The sequence below is a fragment of the Corallococcus llansteffanensis genome, assembly GCF_003612055.1.
GTDB classification, from domain to species: Bacteria; Myxococcota; Myxococcia; order Myxococcales; family Myxococcaceae; genus Corallococcus; species Corallococcus llansteffanensis.
This window is the reverse complement of the sequence record NZ_RAWB01000166.1, coordinates 1-17,004: the sequence shown is the minus strand read 5'-3', so window position 1 is coordinate 17,004 and position 17,004 is coordinate 1. Positions and strand designations below refer to the sequence as shown.

14 protein-coding genes are annotated in these 17,004 nt (G+C 71.6%); 6 read left to right on the top strand and 8 right to left on the bottom strand.

Annotated elements, in window-relative coordinates; all coding sequences use genetic code 11:
- From D7V93_RS17465 to D7V93_RS44965, 3 genes are all read left to right on the top strand, one after another.
- A partial coding sequence (locus D7V93_RS17465; protein WP_147451210.1) for an AAA family ATPase occupies positions 1–2,826 on the top strand: 2,826 nt, incomplete at its 5' end.
- Between the two features lie 3 nt (positions 2,827–2,829).
- Complete coding sequence (locus tag D7V93_RS17460) at positions 2,830–5,124, top strand: AAA family ATPase (protein ID WP_120644486.1); 2,295 nt, start codon at positions 2,830–2,832, stop codon at positions 5,122–5,124.
- Between the two features lie 158 nt (positions 5,125–5,282).
- A complete protein-coding gene (locus D7V93_RS44965; protein WP_158623770.1) occupies positions 5,283–5,636 on the top strand; it encodes a peptidase inhibitor family I36 protein in 354 nt (117 codons plus the stop codon).
- 23 nt (positions 5,637–5,659) lie between these two features.
- On the opposite strand, the gene D7V93_RS17450 is transcribed toward D7V93_RS44965, so the two are convergent.
- The gene (locus tag D7V93_RS17450; RefSeq protein WP_120644484.1) at positions 5,660–6,661 is read right to left on the bottom strand and encodes an aldo/keto reductase; all 1,002 of its coding nucleotides are present in this window, start codon (positions 6,659–6,661) and stop codon (positions 5,660–5,662) included.
- 75 nt (positions 6,662–6,736) lie between these two features.
- On the opposite strand from D7V93_RS17450, the gene D7V93_RS17445 reads away from it, so the two are divergent.
- Positions 6,737–7,657 carry a LysR substrate-binding domain-containing protein gene (locus D7V93_RS17445; RefSeq protein WP_120644483.1) on the top strand — a complete coding sequence of 307 codons (921 nt, stop codon included), beginning with the start codon at positions 6,737–6,739 and terminating at the stop codon, positions 7,655–7,657.
- Between the two features lie 62 nt (positions 7,658–7,719).
- Here the strand turns inward: D7V93_RS17445 and D7V93_RS17440 are convergent, their stop codons facing one another.
- The 3 genes from D7V93_RS17440 to D7V93_RS17430 all read right to left on the bottom strand — a co-directional run bounded on the left by D7V93_RS17440 (position 7,720) and on the right by D7V93_RS17430 (position 9,834).
- On the bottom strand, positions 7,720–8,091 hold the full coding sequence (locus D7V93_RS17440) for a DUF3060 domain-containing protein (RefSeq protein ID WP_120644482.1): 372 nt from the start codon (positions 8,089–8,091) through the stop codon (positions 7,720–7,722).
- 83 nt (positions 8,092–8,174) lie between these two features.
- A complete protein-coding gene (locus tag D7V93_RS17435) occupies positions 8,175–8,924 on the bottom strand; it encodes a metal-dependent hydrolase (protein ID WP_158623769.1) in 750 nt (249 codons plus the stop codon).
- A gap of 52 nt (positions 8,925–8,976) precedes the next feature.
- Positions 8,977–9,834, bottom strand: a complete 858-nt coding sequence (locus D7V93_RS17430) for a helix-turn-helix transcriptional regulator (protein WP_120644480.1) — start codon at positions 9,832–9,834, stop codon at positions 8,977–8,979.
- 139 nt (positions 9,835–9,973) lie between these two features.
- Here D7V93_RS17430 and D7V93_RS17425 point away from each other — a divergent pair, with 139 nt between their 5' ends.
- Positions 9,974–10,462 carry a DUF2690 domain-containing protein gene (locus tag D7V93_RS17425; protein ID WP_120644479.1) on the top strand — a complete coding sequence of 163 codons (489 nt, stop codon included), beginning with the start codon at positions 9,974–9,976 and terminating at the stop codon, positions 10,460–10,462.
- 60 nt (positions 10,463–10,522) lie between these two features.
- On the opposite strand, the gene D7V93_RS17420 is transcribed toward D7V93_RS17425, so the two are convergent.
- Positions 10,523–11,956 carry an aldehyde dehydrogenase family protein gene (locus tag D7V93_RS17420; protein ID WP_120644478.1) on the bottom strand — a complete coding sequence of 478 codons (1,434 nt, stop codon included), beginning with the start codon at positions 11,954–11,956 and terminating at the stop codon, positions 10,523–10,525.
- A gap of 26 nt (positions 11,957–11,982) precedes the next feature.
- Entirely contained in the window at positions 11,983–13,614 is a 1,632-nt protein-coding gene (locus tag D7V93_RS17415; RefSeq protein ID WP_120644477.1) for an acetolactate synthase large subunit, read from the bottom strand.
- Positions 13,615–13,716: 102 nt separating this feature from the next.
- Here D7V93_RS17415 and D7V93_RS17410 point away from each other — a divergent pair, with 102 nt between their 5' ends.
- On the top strand, positions 13,717–14,601 hold the full coding sequence (locus D7V93_RS17410; RefSeq protein ID WP_120644476.1) for a LysR substrate-binding domain-containing protein: 885 nt from the start codon (positions 13,717–13,719) through the stop codon (positions 14,599–14,601).
- A 7-nt stretch (positions 14,602–14,608) separates the two neighbouring features.
- Here D7V93_RS17410 and D7V93_RS17405 read toward each other — a convergent pair whose 3' ends face one another.
- Both D7V93_RS17405 and D7V93_RS17400 read right to left on the bottom strand, forming a co-directional pair.
- On the bottom strand, positions 14,609–15,061 hold the full coding sequence (locus tag D7V93_RS17405; protein ID WP_120644475.1) for a DoxX family membrane protein: 453 nt from the start codon (positions 15,059–15,061) through the stop codon (positions 14,609–14,611).
- A gap of 131 nt (positions 15,062–15,192) precedes the next feature.
- Positions 15,193–17,004, bottom strand: a 1,812-nt coding sequence (locus D7V93_RS17400; RefSeq protein ID WP_341870935.1) for a leucine-rich repeat domain-containing protein, incomplete at its 5' end; no start/stop codon positions are given.

Sequence of the window (17,004 nt, the reverse complement as noted above, 5' to 3'; positions counted from 1 at the left end):
ACCCCGGCGCGCCGCCGCAAGGCCTCCACCGAGAAGAAGAAGGAGGAGCCGGCCCCGGAGACGCCCGAGCAGCGCGAGGCGCGCCGCAACCGCCGCCGCCTGTCGCTCGTGGAGCTGCGCGCGGTGGCGCGCAACCTGAGCCATGGCGCGCGGGACGGGGCCCTGGAGCGCTGCTTCGGCCGCGAGGCGCTGGTGCGCGAGGTGGTGGACGCGCTGGAGGGTCGCGAGGGCGCCGCGCTGGTGCTCGTGGGCCCGCCCGGCTCCGGCAAGACGGCGCTGGTGCATGAGGCCGTCAGCCGCCTCACCGCGCGGCAGGACGCCGCGGGCACCCGGCGCGACGTGTGGCGCGTGGACGGCAACCAGTTCATCGCGGGCATGATGTACGTGGGCCAGTGGGAGGCCCGCGCGCGCGGCGTGGTGCAGGAGCTGGTGGAGGTGGGCGACCTGCTCTACGTGGACGACCTGGCCTCGCTCGTCTACGCGGGGCGCACCCAGAACGAGCGCACCAACGTGGCGCAGTTCCTGGAGCCCCACCTGGCGCGCGGCGAGCTGACGGTGCTCGCGGAGTCCACGCCGGAGCGCTTCGAGCGCGTGCGCGAGGAGGCCCCCACCTTCGCCTCCCTCTTCCGCGTGGTGCACGTGCCGGCGCTGGACGCGCGCGCCACGCTGCCCGCGCTGCTGGGCACGCTGCGCGAATTGGAGGCCGCGAGCCACGCGGGCGCGGTGCGGCTGTCCCCGCTGGCGCTGGAGACGCTGCTCGACTTGCAGCAGCGCTTCGTCGCGCACGAGGCCTTCCCGGGCAAGGCCGTCCGGCTGCTGCGCCGGGTGGTGTCGCGGCCCGGCACCGAGGAGGGCGGCGTGCGCCGCTTCACGCAGGAGGACGTCACCTCCGCCATGCGCGAGCAGACAGGCCTGCCGGACTTCGTGCTGGGCAGCGCCCCGCCGAAGACGCGCGACGTGCTGGAGCGTGAGCTGGCCGCGCAGGTGGCGGGCCAGCCGGAGGCGGTGTCCGCGGTGGTGGACGCCATCCTCACGCTGCAGCGCTCGCTGCAGCCTCCGGACAAGCCGCTGGCCACCTACCTCTTCGTGGGCCCCACCGGCGTGGGCAAGACGGAGACGGCCAAGGCCCTGGCGCGCACCCTCTTCGGCAGCGAGGGGCGGCTGGTGCGCTTCGACATGTCGGAGTTCGTGTCCGCGTCCAGCATCACCCGGCTGCTCGGCATGCCGGGCGCGCCGGACGGCGAGCTGACCACCGCGCTGCGCACCCAGCCCTTCTGCGTCGTGCTCTTCGACGAGGTGGAGAAGGCCCACCCGCGCATCTTCGATGCGCTGCTCCAGTTCCTCGGCGAGGGGCGGCTGACGGACGGCGCCGGCCGCACGGTGGACGCGCGCCAGGCGGTGGTGGTGCTGACCTCCAACCTGGGCGTGCGCGAGGCCGCGGCCCGCACCGGCTTCCACCGCACGGCGGACAGCGCGGAGGCGCACTACCTGTCCTCGGTGCGCGCCTTCTTCCGCCCGGAGTTCTTCAACCGGCTGGACCGGGTGGTGCCCTTCCGGCCGCTGACGCCCGCCGCGCTGCGCGTGGTGGTGGAGCACGCGCTGGAGTCGCTGCTGTCGCGCCGGGGCATCCGCCGCGGCAACGTGCTGGTGGAGGTGGAGCCCGCGCTGCTGGATCTGCTCGTGGAGCAGGCCTACGACCCGCGCTATGGCGCGCGTCCCCTCAAGCGCGCGCTGGAGCGGCGCCTCACGGTGCCCCTGGCCCACCACCTGGTGCGCCGCGGCGCCGAGGACCTGGCCCGGGTGGAGCTGTTCCGCCGGGGCGACGACATGGGCCTGTCCGTGGAGCTGATGGCGCGCGAGCCGGCCTGGGCGCCGGAGCCGGACCCGGCGGCCTGGACGCTGGCGGACGTGTCGCGCGTGCTCGAGGAGACGGCGGCGCGGCTGGACGCGCTCATTGCCCCGGAGGCGAACCCGGAGGAGGCGGAGCTGGTGGAGCGGCTGGAGCGCCTGCGCGCGGAGGCGGTGGACATCCGCGAGAACGAGCTGGCGGAGCGCGACTTCCTGGAGACGGAGGCGTCGGTGCCCAAGGAGGTGGAGCGCGCGTACGGCTGGAACCGCAACCCCGGTCGTGGCGGCCTCCGGGCCCGGCCGACCTACTCCTCCATGCCCCTGCCGGTGTCCCGCGAGGAGCGGCTGCGTCGCTGCCGCCCGCGCGTGGTGAACCTGCGGGACGAGGCGGAGTGGCTTTCGCACCAGCTCGCCTGTCGCGAGCGCGGTCCGGACGTGCGGGCGGTGCTCATCGAGGGACTGGGCGATGCGCCCGTGTCCGCGATGGAGGCGGTGGTGCGCGCGCTGCCGCAGGCCCTGGGGCGCGCGGCGGTGCACGAGGAGCGCGTGGAGCCGGACGGGCGCATGGCCTGGGCGGCGCCCGGCTCGCAGCGGCCAGCGGGGGTGCGGGTGCGGCGCATCGCTGTGAGCCTCACGGCCTTCGGCCTCGCGGAGGTGCTGGCGCCTCTGGAGGGCTACGCGCTGGTCGAGACCCTGCGCGGCGACCTGGTGCGTCCGGCGCCCGTGCGCGTGGAGCTGATGGACGGAGACGCGGGCCTGCTGGACGACGTGTCCAGGGCGGTGGCCGCGCGGGATGCGGTGCGCGCGGCGGAACGCGAGGCGCGGCGGGCGGGGACGGCGCGGGAGCAGGCCCGGGGCCGCGCGGTGGTGGAGGGAAGCGAGAGCGCGCTGGTGCACCTGGCGAGCCGGCGCACGCCGTCGGACGCGCTCGCCTGGGCGGGATGCGTGCTGCGGCACGCGGCCCGGAAGGAGGGCTGAGCCATGGACAAGAACTTCCACCTCTTCGTACGCCGCTACCCGGGGCTGGGCGTGGCGGCCCACGTGCTGACGCACCCGCACCTGGCGTCGTTCGCCAGTGACCTGAACACCGCGCGGCTGGACCTGGCGGAGGTGGTGGGCCGCCTCCTGCGCCGCGGCGAGCTGTGGGACGAAGTGACGCACTGGGAGGACCTGCGCCAGCGCCGCATGGCCCTCACCGTGCGCGCCATGCAGCACGGGCGGCTCCTGCCCGTGCCGCTGCGCCTGACGGTGGTGACGCACGGCGGGCGGGGCGCGGCACGGACGGCGCGCAAGGGCGACGCGGCGAAGGGGCCGCTGCGGGTGTGGGTGCCGCGCGTGGGCGTGCAGGGGACACTGCACGACACGGCGGACCTGGAGTCCTACGTGGAGGAGCTGGTCCGCCACGAGCTGTACCTCGCGCCGCTGGAGCGGCTGCACGGGCTGGCGTACGTGGGCGAGGAGTCGGTGGAGACGCTGTCCGTGCCGTCGCGCGTGAAGCAGACGTCGAAGGCCCGCTCCGAGGAGGAGTCCTCGAAGCAGCCCAGGCGCCTGCCTCCGCCCGCCGGGCTCGCGGAGGCCAGCCGCTGTCTCAACGAGGAGGCGCGCGCCGGACTGCTGGAGCGCGCGTGGGAGCGCGACGCGGAGGTGGCCCGGCTGGCCGAGGCCGTCACCGCGAGCACCCGCGCCAGCGTGCTGCTGGTGGGCCCGTCCTCGGTGGGCAAGACGGCGCTGGTGCACGAGCTGGTGCAGCGCGCGGAAGCCGCCCCGGAGGGCCATCCCCTGCACGGCCTGGAGGTGTACAGCACGTCGGGCGGTCGCATCATGGCCGGCATGCGCTACCTGGGGCAGTGGCAGGAGCGCGTGCAGCGCATGGTGGAGGCGCTGCGCGTGCGCCGCGCGGTGCTGCACCTGGACAGCCTGTCGGAGCTGCTCTCGCTGGGCGGCGGTGACACGGGCCTGGACGTGGCGCGCCACCTGCTGCCAGCCCTGGAGGGCGGCGAGGTGGCGCTGGTGCTGGAGGCCACCCCGGAGGACGTGGCCCGCGCGGAGCGGACGCACGGGGCCTTCCTACAGGCGCTGCGGCACCTGTCGGTGGCGCCCCTCGGCGCCGGGGCCGCGCGCACCGCGCTCCAGCAGGCCTCGCAGCGGGTGGCCCGCGCGCGCAAGGTGCGCTTCACCGGAGACGCGCTGGAGCGCGCCGCCGAGCTGACGGAGCGCTTCGGAGACGGCCCGCCTCCCGGTGGCGCGGTGACCCTGCTGCGCTCGGCCAGCACGCAGCCCTCCCCCACCGGCGAGGTGGACGCGGCCGGGGTGACGCAGGCCTTCTGCACGCGCACCGGCTACCCGCGCGAGCTGGTGGACACGTCCGTGCGCCTGGATCCGGAGGCCCTGCTGCGGCGCTTCCGCGAGCGAATCGTCGGCCAGGACGAGGCCACGCTGCTCTTGCGCAACCTCATCGTCACGCTGAAGACGGGCCTGGCGGATCCGTCCCGCCCGCTGGGCGCCTTCCTGCTGCTGGGCCCCACCGGCGTGGGCAAGACGGAGTCCGCGCTGGCGCTGGCCGAGTACCTCTTCGGCGACACGTCCCGGTTGGCCCGCTTCGACATGGCGGAGTACGCGGCGCCGGGCAGCGCCGCGCGGCTGGTGGGCGAAGGCGGTGGCCAGCAGGGCGGCCTCGCGCGCCGCGTGCGCGAGCAGCCCTTCGGAGTCGTGCTGCTGGACGAAGTGGAGAAGGCGGACGCGGGCGTCCACGACCTGCTCCTCCAGGTCCTGGGCGAGGGGCGCCTCACGGACGGCACCGGCCGCACCGTCAGCTTCCGCAACACCGTGGTGCTGCTCACCAGCAACCTGGGCGCGGACAGCGCGGGGCGCTCGCTCGGCTTCGGCGGAGGCAGCGTGCGCGACCTGGAGCAGCACTACCTGGGCGCCGCCACCGCCTTCTTCCGGCCCGAGTTGCTGAACCGGTTGGACCAGGTGGTGCCCTACCGGCCCCTCACCCCGGACGTCATCCGGGCCCTGGCGCGGCGCACGCTGGAGGCGGCCCTGGCGCGCGAGGGGCTCACCCGCCGGGGCGTGAAGGTGTCCTTCGGGGAGGACGTGGTGGAGTACCTGGCGCGCACCGGCTTCGACGCGCGCTACGGCGCCCGGCCCCTGAAGCGCGCGGTGGAACAGCACGTGGTGACGCGGCTGGCGCAATGGCTCGCGGGGCACGCGAGCGCTCCGCCCGCGCAGGTCGTGCTGCGGGTGGGGGCGGAGGGAACGGTGGAGCTTGGCTAGCGACGGGGCTCACGCGCCATTCATTGCCCTCCAATGTCCAATGCCTTACCCTGTCATTTAACCGCAATACTGAAATACCATGCCTTAACAGCAATACCGGCTATCCTCCATGCCGTCGCTCACGACGGCAACTGCCCATGACGGGCAGAGGAGGACCCATGGTGAACTGGCTCAAAGGACTCGCGGCGGGCGCGCTGCTGCTGGCTCCAGCAGGCGCATTGGCCCAGGACAGCGACTCACCCTGCCCCTTCTCGGGCGTCCTGTGCCTGTTCGAGGGCACGGACTACACGGGTGAGGTCTGGAACGTCCGTTCAATCACGCCCGGCGTGGGGGTTTGCGTCAACCTCCCGGAGCACGGCTGGGAGGACCGGGCGTACTCGGCCATCAACACAGGCGACTATTACGCGTCGTTGTTCCTCAACGAGGACTGTGTCGGCGGTCCGCACCCCGTCGATCCCCACTCGGGGCAGAGCACCCTGCCGTTCCAGCCGAAGAGCGTCTGGGTGTACTGACCCGCCGCAACGCTCCGGCGCGGCTACCGGCGCTCGCTGTCGAGGTGGTGCATCTGCTCCGCCCCGTAGCGGTCGCCGGCAATCGTCACGAGCGACTCCAGGGCCGCGACGTCGTCGTTCGACAGGGGCCGGCTGATGGCGCCCAGCGCGTCCTCCAGCTGCGCCCCCGTCCTCGAGCCCACCACGGGAACGAAGGCGGGCTGGCGCGCGAGCACCCAGGCAATCGCGAGCTGGGCCGGCGTCATCTGGCGCTCCTGGGCGAAGCGCTGGAGGGCAGCCACGCTGTCCTGGTTCTTCTCACCATTGGCGCCGGCGAAGCGCGGCAGGTAGGCGCGGTAGTCGCCCTTCCCCTTCAGCTTGCTCCCCGTCAGGAGCCCGCGGGAGAGGACGCCGTAGAGCGTCGCGCTGATGCCCAGTTCCTTGAGCACGGGGAAGATGGCGGCCTCGGGGCCCCGGCTCGCCACCGAGTATTCAATCTGCAGGTCGACGATGGGGTGCACGCGGTGCGCGCGGCGGATGGTCTCCACGCCCATCTCGGACAGCCCGATGTGGCGGACGTAGCCGGCCTTCACGAGGTCGGCGACGGCACCGATGGTGTCCTCGATGGGGACGGCCGGATCCAACCGCGCGGGGCGGTAGATGTCGATGACCTCCACCCCCAGCCGCTTCAGGCTGTAGGCCGCGAAGGTCTTCACCGCGGCGGGGCGCATGTCCATCCCGAGCCAGCTTCCGTCCGGCCCGCGGAGCGCCCCGAACTTCACCGACACCTGCACGCGCTCCCTCCGGCCCGCGATGGCGCGCCCCACGAGCATTTCGTTGTGGCCCATCCCGTAGAAGTCCCCGGTGTCGAGGAGGGTGACGCCCCGGTCGATGGCGGCCTGGATGGTGCGGATGCTCTCCGCGTCGTCCGTCGCGCCGTACATGCCGGACATGCCCATGCACCCCAGCCCGAGCGGGAAGACCTCGGGACCCGTGGAACCCAGCTTCACCGTGCGCTGCGCCTGCTTCGTCTCTTGCGTGGCCATGTGTCTTCCCCTTTGTGTGAGGGGAGATTCATCATTCGCCATGCTGAAATCCATTGAATAGGATGTATCTCAATCATGAACGATATCTATGGGAGGAACCTGGACCTCAACCTGCTCCGCGTCTTCGTCGTGGTGGCCGAGGCAGGCAGCGTCACGGCGGCGGCCGAGCGCCTCTACCTCACGCAGCCCGCGGTGAGCGCGGCGCTGAGGCGGCTTGCGTCAACGGTGGGGGCACCCCTCTTCGTCCGCGCGGGGCGGGGGCTGGCGCTGACCACACGCGGCGAGCGCCTGCTCGCTTCGGCGCGGCCGCACCTCGGGGCGCTGGTCGAGGCCACGCTGTCACCGGTGACGTTCGACCCGAAGACGAGCGAGCGGACGGTGCGCCTGGGCCTGTCGGACGTGACCGAGGCCTGGCTGCTTCCTCCCCTCCTCCGGATTCTCGCGCAGGAAGCGCCGCGCATGCGGCTGGTGGTGCTGCCCGTGCAGTTCCGCACCGTCGTGGAGGCCTTGAACGGCTCTGCGGTGGACCTCGCGGTGACGGTGGCGGATGAGCTTCCGGCCGGCACCCGGCGCCTCGAACTCTTCAACGGGGGCTTCGTGTGTCTCTTTGACCCGCGACACGCGCGCGTCGGAAAGCGCCTCACCCTGGAGCGCTACCTGGAGCACGAGCACATCATCGTCTCGTACAACGGAGACCTGCGCGGCGTCATCGAGGACCACTTCGATGTCCAGCGCCGGGTCCGGGTGTCGGTGCCCAGCTTCCAGAGCATCGGTGCCCTGGTGGAGGGAGGTGCCCTGCTCGCCACGGTGCCGGGCATGGTCGCGCGCGACATCCTCCGGCTGCGCCCTCACCTGCGGACGACGCCAGTGCCCCTCCCCCTGCAGGGCACGCCCCTGGAGCTGCTCTGGCGGGGCGCCGTCGAGGACGACGAGGCCATCCGCTTCATCCGCGAACGCGTGGTGCAGGTGACGAAGGACCTCTGGCACGACGCGTGAGCAAAGGGGGCAGGCCCCCACGCGCCCGCTGCCGTGACGGAGCGGGCGCGCGGTTCGCGCGATTACTTCTCCTGCGTGATCTTGTTGTTCATGCCGGTGCGGCTGATCTTCGGCTTAGACTTGCCGTGGCCGCGCTTCCAGGTGACGGTGTTGGCCATCCCCGTCACGGAGATGGCGCGGGTGGCCTCCACCTTCACGGTGTTGTTGGAGCCGCTCACGGTGACGCTCTTGCACTCGCCGGTCAGCGTGACGTTGTTGGACGCGCCGGTGATCTCCACCGTGCTGCCCGGCGTGCACTCGTGGGTCGCGGTCTCGCCGGAGCCGGTGACATCGATGCTGGCCGTCTCCTCCGCGTCGTCCTGCGCGGCGGCCGTCATCGGGCCGAAGGTACACGCCACCATCATGAACACCGCCGTGCCGAGCTTCCTGTTCATACGTTGATTCCCCTGATGAGAGGTGCGGGCGGGACCTGGCGCCGCACGGCCCCATCTACGTGACGTTCGGCGGGATATTCAACTCAGAGTGACGCCGGAATCCCCGGAGTCAGCCAGCGAACGCGCGCGTCGGCGGCGAGGACCTCGCGCGCCTCGGCCTCGGTCGCCAGCGGCTCGAAGGTGCCGAAGTGCATGGGCACGATGACGGAGGGGCGGAAGTACTTGCGCACCGCGAGTGCCGCGGTCCGGGGGTCCATGCCCCAGCGCCCGCCGCCCACGTTGAGGAGGACGACATCCGGGTGCAGCAGTTCCTGCACCAGCGCCATGTCGCCGAACAGCCAGGTGTCGCCCGTGTGGTACAGCGAGCGCCCGCCGGGAAGCACCAGGACATAGCCGAGGGGCCGTCCATCGGGCTCGCACGAGTGCATGGCCGGCACCGCGTGGACCGTGACGTCTCCGATGCGCGTGGAGCCGCCCACGTTCACGGTGAGCTGCTGGGCCTCGGGCACCTTGAGCCAGCGCAGCGTCTCCCCCGTGCCGACCACGGGGGCTCCGCTCAGGCGCGCCAGGGCGTGCACATCTTGCGCGTGGTCTCCGTGCGAGTGCGTGAGCAGGATGGCCGCGGGCGGTGTCTGGGCGAGGTGCGCGAGGTCCTTCCAGGCCGCGGGCGCACGCGGGTTCTCCTTCAACCAGGGGTCGATGAGCAGGCGCGTGCCCCCGGGCGAGACGACCTCGAAGCCAGCGTGGCCGAGCCAGGTGACGCGGAACTGCGGGGGCGGCGTATTCGGGGCCGCGCCGAGCAGCGCCGCCAGCAGGGACAGGGAGAGGAGCACGGTGAAGAGCCTCGCAAGGGCTCCGGCGGCGGGACCAACCCGACGGCGGGCTTTAGCGGCGAGGATGTGCAGCCCGCCCCGCGTCCTTCTTGGGCGAAGTTGACGTGCCGCGCACGGCGCGCGCATAGGCACCCGGGCTCGTGCCGACGATGCGCACGAAGTGCCGGTGCAGCTGGCTCTGGTCGTAGAGCCCCACCTCCAGGGCCACGCGTGCGGCGGAGACGCCCCGGGCGAGCAGCTCGCGCGCCCGCGAGATGCGCAGGTGCGTGAGGTAGGCGTGCGGCGTCAGCCCGAGCTCCTGACGGAAGGTGCGCAGCAGGTGGAAGCGGCCCAGGCCCGAGGCCGCCGCGAGCGCATCCAGGCTGACGCCCTCCACGACCGATTCGTGCAGCAGGTCGCGGGCACGCAACGCCGCGCGGCGTGTCCGGGGCGAGGCCTCCACTGGCGCGTGGGTGCCCGCCCCGAGGAGCGCCGCGAGCATCCCGGCGAGCAGCCCCTGGAGCGCGAGCGCGTCGCTGCCCGGGTCCCGGAGCGCCGCGTGCAGGGCCAGCGCCTCGGCGTGTCCTTGCCCCTCCGAGAGCGCGGGCAGGTGCGGCGGTGCGCGCAGCCCGAGCTCGCGTGCGGCCCCCTCCACCCACGGGGCCTCCAGGGTCATCGACTGGGCGGTCACCGGCGCGTGCACGCGCAGGTCGCGGTGCACCTCTCCGGGCTCCTTCAGCTTCAGCATCCCCGCGGCCTGCGTCCACGCCCGCCCGCGGTACCAGAAGTCGAAGGCGCCCGCGTAGACCACCGTGACGCCGTAGCGCGTGGAGACGCCGGACCACAGCCGAGTGTCGCCCGTGACGCGGACGGCTTCCACGCCCGCGAGCCGCGGGGGCAGCACCACCAGGCCGGGCTCCTCGCGTCGCATCGTGCCGCCAGTATGCAGCAACGTCCTTCGAGGTTAATCACGCTTAATTGCGCTTAATCACTTGAGCAATCCAGTTGCGTTCAGTGTCCCACCCCGCCAGCGGGCCATCCCGGTGGCTTCAACCGCGGAGGAGAAGACAATGACGAGGCAACTGCTGGCAGTGCTGGGTTTCATCGTGTGCACCACCCTGGCCTGTGGCCCGGTGGGCGAAGAAGCTCCGCAGGAGACAGCCGCCCTGGAGGAGCAGGAAGCGGGCCTGTGTCCCACCTGCTACAACTGCAACAACCAGGACCCCTCGTTCAACAGCTGCAGCACCAGCAACGTGAGCACCGTGTTCCAGGCGACTCCCATCAAGCACGGAGTCGAGCTCTGGGGCTACGTCGAGCTGCGCTACAGCGCCACATGCGGCATGAACTGGGCCCGCGTCCACTCCTATATCTCGGGGCAGTACTCCATGAAGGCCTGGGTCGAGCAGGGCGGCACGAAGCGTGCCGAGTCCACGTACACGGGCTCCACGCTCGATGGCTGGTCGAAGATGTATTTCGGGTGCGACATCAACACGAAGGCGTGCGCGTGCATCACCCGGACGGACTGGGCCACCGAATGCAGCTGCACCCCGGAAGGATGAGCCGTCGCCGCACCGGGGTGGTTTCGGGTGGATGAAGGCGGCGCTGAGCGCGCAGGTTCCTCACCCCTGGCGGAGCACGAGCAGCCGCAGCTCCGTCATGTCCTCGATGGCGTACTTCACGCCCTCGCGCCCCAGCCCGGAGCCCTTCACCCCCCCGTAGGGCATGGTGTCCACCCGGAAGCTCGGCACGTCACCGACGACGACGCCGCCCACCTCCAGCTCGTCCCAGGCCCGCATCGCCCGCGTCACGTCCTGCGTGAAGAGGCCCGCTTGCAGGCCGTAGCGGCCGTCGTTCACCCGGCGCAGGGCCTCGTCGAAGTCGCGGAACGGCTGGAGCAGCATGACAGGCCCGAAGGCCTCCTCCGCGCACAGCGGTTCGTCCTCGGGGACGCCCTCCAGCACGGTGGCCTCGAGCAGCGCGCCGCGCCGCCCTCCTCCGGCCAGCACCCGCGCACCGCGCTTCACGGCCTGCTCAATCCACCCCTCCAGCCGCCGCGCGGCGGGCTCGTCAATCAGGGGCCCGAGCGTCGTGGACTCGTCCCGGGGGTTGCCCGCGCGCAACGCCCGGGCCCGCGCGACGAGCCGCTCGCGCAGGGCGTCGTACAGCGACTCATGCGCGAGCACGCGCTGCACCGAGATGCAGCTCTGCCCCGCCTGGAAGAAGGCGCCCTGGGCGATGCGGTCCGCGACGAAGTCCAGGCGTCCGCCCTGGTCCGCGTCCACCACGCAGGCCGCGTTGCCGCCCAGCTCCAGCACCACCTTCTTGCGGCCGGCGCGGGCCTTCAGGTCCCACCCCACCTTCTCCGAGCCGGTGAACGACAGCAGCTTCAAGCGGTCGTCCTCGATGAATGGGCCCACGTCCTCCAGGCGCGTGGGGAGCACCGAGAAGGCGCCCTCAGGCAGGCCCGTCTCCGCGAGCACCTCCGCCATGAGCAGCGCGCTCACCGGCGTGCGGTCCGACGGCTTGAGGACGAAGGGGCAGCCCGCGGCGATGGCGGGCGCCACCTTGTGCGCCACCAGGTTGAGCGGGAAGTTGAACGGCGTGATGAAGGAGCACGGCCCCACCGGCACGCGCTGGGTGAAGCCCCGGTAGCCCGCCGTGCGCTGTGACACCTCCAGGTTGAGGACCTCGCCGCCGCCGCGCACGGCCTCCTGCGCCGCCGCCTTGAAGGTCTCGATGAGGCGCGTCACCTCTCCCCGCGCGTCGCGCAGCGGCTTGCCCGCCTCGATGCAGAGCGCGAGCGCAAGCTCCTCGGACCGCTCCTGGAAGCGGCGCACGCAGTGCTCCAGCACCTCCTGCCGGGCATACGGGGCCAGCTTCCGCATGGGTCCCGTCGCGCGCACCGCGGCGGCGATGGCCTCCTCCACGGCGGCCGCGTCGGCGACGGCCACGCGCGTGACGACCTCCCCCGAATACTTGTCGGTGACGGCCAGCTCCGCGTTGGGCTGCCGCGGTCGGTTGGCCAGGTAGTACGGATAGCGTTCAGCCAGCATGGTGTTCTCCTCTTCCTCTCGCGGACTCACGACTCCACCGAAGCGCCGGCACCCAGCGCCCGCGCGGTGTCCGAGTAATCAATGGGCAGGTCGATGACGTGCACGCCGCCCGACTCCAGGCAGCGCGTGAGCGTGGCGCCGAACTCGGTGGCGCTCGACGGGCGGTGTCCGCGCGCGCCGTACGCCTCCGCGTAGCGGACGAAGTCCGGGTTGCCCAGCGTCATGCCGAAGTCAGGCAGGCCCATCTCCCCCTGCTTCCAGCGGATCATCCCGTAACCGTCGTCGCGCACCACGATCACCGTCAGGTCGAGCTTCAGGCGCACCGCCGTCTCCAGTTCCTGCGAGTTCATCATGAACCCGCCGTCACCGCAGACGGCCACCACCTTGCGCCTGGGGTGGACGAGCTTCGCGGCGATGGCGGACGGCAGGCCCGCGCCCATCGTCGCGAGCGCGTTGTCGAGCAGCAGCGTGTTGGGCCGGCGGCAGCGGTAGTAGCGGGCGAACCAGAGCTTGTACATGCCGTTGTCCAGGCACACGACGCCGTCATCCGGCATGGCGCGCCGCACCTCCGCGACGAGCCGCGCGGGGTAGATGGGGAAGCGATCATCGGCGGCGCCGCTCACGAACTGCGCGTCGAGCCCCGCGCGGGAACGCTCGAAGGGCGTGAAGTCCCAGTGCGAGCGCGCGCCCACGCCCTCCGCGATGCGCCAGATGGCATTGGCCAGGTCTCCCGTCACCTGCACCTGCGGGAAGTACACGGGGTCGACTTCAGCGGAGGAGAAGTTCAGGTGGATCACCGTGCGGCGGTTGTCGCGCATGACGAACGGGGGCTTCTCGATGACGTCGTGGCCCACGTTGAGGATGCAGTCCGAGGCCTCGATGGCGCGGTGGACGAAGTCGCCGTCGGACAGCGCCGCGGTGCCCATCCACAAGGGGTGCGTCTCATCCACCACGCCCTTGCCCATCTGCGTGCTGAAGAAGGGCAGGCCCACGCGGTCCACGAAGGCGCGGAGCATCTCCGACGTGAGCTTGCGGTTCGCCCCCGCGCCAATCATCAAGAGCGGGCGGCGCGCTGACGCGAGGGTCTCCACCGCCTGGGCGATGGACGCCTCGTCGGCCACGGGCCTGCGCGAGACACCGGGCGACAGGGGCCCGGTGTCGGTGGACTCGCGCGCCACGTCCTCGGGCAGCTCCAGATGCGTGGCGCCGGGGCGCTCCTCCTCCGCGCGGCGGAAGGCCTCGCGGATCGCCGAGGGGACGTGCTCCGCGGAGACGAGCGTGCGGGTGGACTTGGTGAGGGGCCGCATCATCCCGACGACGTCGACGATCTGGAAGTGGCCCTGCTTGCTGGCCTTGATGGGCTTCTGACCGGTGAGCATCACCATGGGCATGGCGCCCAGCTGGGCGTACGCGGCGGCGGTGACGAGGTTGGTGGCCCCCGGCCCCAGCGTCGCGAGGCACACGCCCGCGCGCCCGGTGAGACGGCCCTGCGTGGCGGCCATGAACCCGGCGGCCTGCTCGTGGCGCGTGACGACGAGGCGCATGCCCGCGGCGCGCATGGACTCGAGCAGGTCCAGGTTCTCCTCGCCGGGAAGTCCGTAGACGCAGCGCACGCCCTCGGCTTCGAGCGCTTTGACGAACAGGTCGGATGCCTTCATGGGTGTTCCTCTCCTTGGCGACGAGGAAGATGTACCCGCGGACCTCGATTCGTACATTCGCTTGTTCTCATCGACCCGATAGATGCCATCTATGATGGCCTCATGGAGCTCCGACACCTCCGCTACTTCTCCGCCGTCGCCGACACGCTGCACTTCGGGCGCGCCGCGCGGCGGGTGCACATCTCCCAGCCCACGCTGTCGCAGCAGATCCGCCAGCTGGAGGAGGAGGTCGGCACACCGCTCTTCGAGCGGACCCGCGCCGGGGTGCGGCTCACGCAGGCGGGGGAGCTGTTCCGCACCTATGCCTCCCGCGCGCTGGAGGACGTGAACGCGGGCCTGTCGGCGGTGGGCGCGCTGCGGGGGCTCGCCACGGGAGCCCTTCGCGTGGGCTACCCACCGAGCATGCGCGGCATCGTGGTGCCGGCGCTGGCGGCGGTGCTCCGCAAGCACCCGGGGCTGGCGCTGAGCGCGGAGGAGGCCGTCGTGCGGAGGCTGGAGCGGCGGCTCGCGGACGGCAGGCTGGACGTGGGGCTGGGCTATGCGCCCGCGCGCCTGGCCGACCTGGATGCCGAGCCCGTCTTCGACAGCCGGCTCGTGCTCGTCGTCGCACGAGGGCACGCGCTGGCGGGCGCGGAGTCCGTGGGGGTGAAGCTGCTCGCGGAGGAACCGTTCGCGCTGCTGTCGCGCGGGCTGCGGGTGCGCGCCCGGGTGGATGCGCACTTCGCGGCGATACGGCTCGTCCCCCGGGTGGCGCTCGAATCGAACGCGGTGGCCACCGTGCTGGCCATCGTCCGCGCGGGCCTCGCCGTCACGGTGCTGCCGGAGCCGCGACTCGCGGACGCCGAGCGACTGGTGGTGAAGCGGCTGTCCCCCGCGCCCCGCTCGGAGCTGGCGGCGCTCCTCTGGCGCAAGGGAGCGCCGCGCACGCCCGCGGCGGAGCTGTTCGCGGCGGAGGTCCGCGCACGCGCGAAGGAGGACGCGGGCTGAGCAGACTTCAGGCGCCCGCGCTGACCTTCATGCCGAGCATGGGGCGGTACACCGCGCGGTAGGACCAGGCCAGGTAGATCTCCAGCGCCAGGAGCACCACCGCGAGCCCCACGCCCGAGGGCGCCAGGAACGCGTGGAACAGGAAGATGTTCACGATGACGGGCGCGATGAGCGCCAGCGCCAGCGGCACGAAGCGGTTGAGCAGGAACAGCGCCCCCGCCACCACCTCCGTGCCCTTCACCAGCCCGAACAGGTAGCCCGTGGCCTTCATCGCCATGCCGAAGGCAAACGCCGGATCCGCCGGGTCCAGCTTCGGCTGCGGGATGAATTCGAGGAAGCCGTTCAGGCCGAAGACGAAGAAGACGAGCCCCAGCAGCACGCGGGCCACCGTGGGCAGGTGACGGGCCAGCGACTTCTTCTGGGAATGCTCCACGGGGGTGGAGGGAATGGCGGTGTCCATGGGGTGCTCCGTTCAGGGAAATGCGGGCTTCTACTCCACGTCGAACGAAGCGCCCACGCATCGACACCGCTTTCCATTTTCCAGGGAGGCCCCACACGGCCCCACACCTCCCTGGGGGACAGGCTTCGGCTTCATCCGCCCGCGTGGAGCGCGAAGACGTCCCGCAGCCCCGCGATGAGCGCGTTGCCGGGGTACGGCTCACCGAGCGGCCCCAGCGCGTCACGCAGGGCGGTGAAGAGCGCGCGGACGTGCTGGGCATTCGCGCGGCCCCAGGTCAGGGCATGGACGATGTCCTCGCTCCCCTTCCGGAAGTTCTCCAACGCCTGGGCATAGGGCGCGGCCGTGGGGATGGTGATGCGCAGCAGCAGCCCCAACATCGCGAGGACCTCCGTGAAGTCATACCGGCCCGACTTCGCGTCGTGGAAGGATTCGAGCCGGACGTGGTCCCGACAGAACCAGTAGCCGATGTAGGCAGCGGCCTTCCCGGCGCTTTCCTCCACGCTCACGGTGAGCTGCGAGTGGAGCTCCGGATCCACCTGCGTCACCAGGGAATGGCGAACGGTCACCGACCGCAGGGAGGTGCTGTCGAAGCGGCGCGTGGGCAGGTTGCGCAGCGGCGTCCCATCGAAGGTCACCACCTCCAGCTTCGGCAGCCGCGTGAGGACCTCCGGGAAGTCCCACATGAGCTGGACCCGGCTCCAGCCCCCGAAGGCCCTCCGGACGGAGGAGTACGGGTTGTTGACCAGGTTCACCGTCCGCAGCTCGGCGCACTCCGCGAGCGAGTCCGGCAGTCGCCAGAGGCAATTGTATTCAACGTTCAGCATCCGCAGCTTCTTCAGCGCGCCCAGGGACTCGGGCAGCGCCAGCAGGCCATTGAGGCTCACATCCAGTTCGCGCAGCTCCGTGAGCTGTCCCAGGGCCTCCGGGAGCGTGCGCAATTCATTGCGCCGGAGGTTGAGTTTCTCCAGGCCACGGAACAGGAACAGCTCGTCTGGCAGCGACGTGAGCCCCTTGGCCTCCAACGTCAGGCTCTTCACCTTGTCGGGCTCCGCCATCTTCTTGGAGACCAGCTGATGGAACGCGCCCCGGACGCTCGTGAAGACAGGGCGGGAGATGGGCTTGCCCGCGCTCAACAGGTTCCGCGCCTTGTCGAGCAGGACGCGCTCGTCGGCCACCACCGCCGGAACGAAGACACCCTTGGCGTCGTAGGGGTCGTCCGACGCCTCCACGCCGGCAGACACCGCGAAGACCTTCGAGCCCTGACCCTGGTAGCGGTACGCATCGACTGCGCCCTCCACCCGGAAGGAGTAATCCGAGGCGATGGTGCGGGCCACGAGGTCGCCTCCCACGGAGACACTGCCGTGGTTGTAGACCGCCACGAAATCCCCGGTCATGACGTCACCGGCGACGCGCAGCAGCGAACCGCCGATCGCGATGCTCGACGCGACGAGGTTTCCATCGACCTGGAGGAACGGTCCGAAGTCGTTCTCCGCATTGAATACGCAACCCTCGACGGTGAGGTTGCCGCGCACGATGAGTCCGATGAAGGGCGACGCGTCCGGGTCCTCCAGCGCGAAGATGCCCCGGCGGAAGTCGAGCCACAGCTCGTGCGGCACGACGACGTCGCCGGTGAGGATGAGGACGCGGTCGTCATCCTCACCGGATTTGCCCGGGACCTGCACCGAGTCCTTCACCTGTTCCCAGGTGGAGGACTCGAAGACGAGGTCGCTGGACCAGAAGCCCTTCGCGACCCGGGCCGCGACCTGCTTGCGCGCGAAGGCCCCGGCCGCCTCGGCGGAAGCGAAGGTCCGGGACTCGCGCTTGCCGTCCGTGCCGACCTTGCCGTGGTGCAGTTCCAACTGCGCACCATGCTGGACGTAGGACCAGAACCCGCGGGTCTTGCCTTCCGGGCCCTCGAGCCGCATCGCCAGGCGGGGTGGGGC

What these genes read in the sequence shown, in the direction of transcription:
- D7V93_RS17450 (WP_120644484.1), bottom strand. Translation starts at nt 6,661, where the DNA reads ATGGCCACGCAAGAGACGAAGCAGGCGCAGCGCACGGTGAAGCTGGGT.
- D7V93_RS17445 (WP_120644483.1), top strand. Translation starts at nt 6,737, where the DNA reads ATGAACGATATCTATGGGAGGAACCTGGACCTCAACCTGCTCCGCGTC.
- D7V93_RS17410 (WP_120644476.1), top strand. Translation starts at nt 13,717, where the DNA reads ATGGAGCTCCGACACCTCCGCTACTTCTCCGCCGTCGCCGACACGCTG.
- D7V93_RS17425 (WP_120644479.1), top strand. Translation starts at nt 9,974, where the DNA reads ATGACGAGGCAACTGCTGGCAGTGCTGGGTTTCATCGTGTGCACCACC.
- D7V93_RS17440 (WP_120644482.1), bottom strand. Translation starts at nt 8,091, where the DNA reads ATGAACAGGAAGCTCGGCACGGCGGTGTTCATGATGGTGGCGTGTACC.
- D7V93_RS17430 (WP_120644480.1), bottom strand. Translation starts at nt 9,834, where the DNA reads ATGCGACGCGAGGAGCCCGGCCTGGTGGTGCTGCCCCCGCGGCTCGCG.
- D7V93_RS44965 (WP_158623770.1), top strand. Translation starts at nt 5,283, where the DNA reads ATGGTGAACTGGCTCAAAGGACTCGCGGCGGGCGCGCTGCTGCTGGCT.
- D7V93_RS17415 (WP_120644477.1), bottom strand. Translation starts at nt 13,614, where the DNA reads ATGAAGGCATCCGACCTGTTCGTCAAAGCGCTCGAAGCCGAGGGCGTG.
- D7V93_RS17460 (WP_120644486.1), top strand. Translation starts at nt 2,830, where the DNA reads ATGGACAAGAACTTCCACCTCTTCGTACGCCGCTACCCGGGGCTGGGC.
- D7V93_RS17405 (WP_120644475.1), bottom strand. Translation starts at nt 15,061, where the DNA reads ATGGACACCGCCATTCCCTCCACCCCCGTGGAGCATTCCCAGAAGAAG.
- D7V93_RS17420 (WP_120644478.1), bottom strand. Translation starts at nt 11,956, where the DNA reads ATGCTGGCTGAACGCTATCCGTACTACCTGGCCAACCGACCGCGGCAG.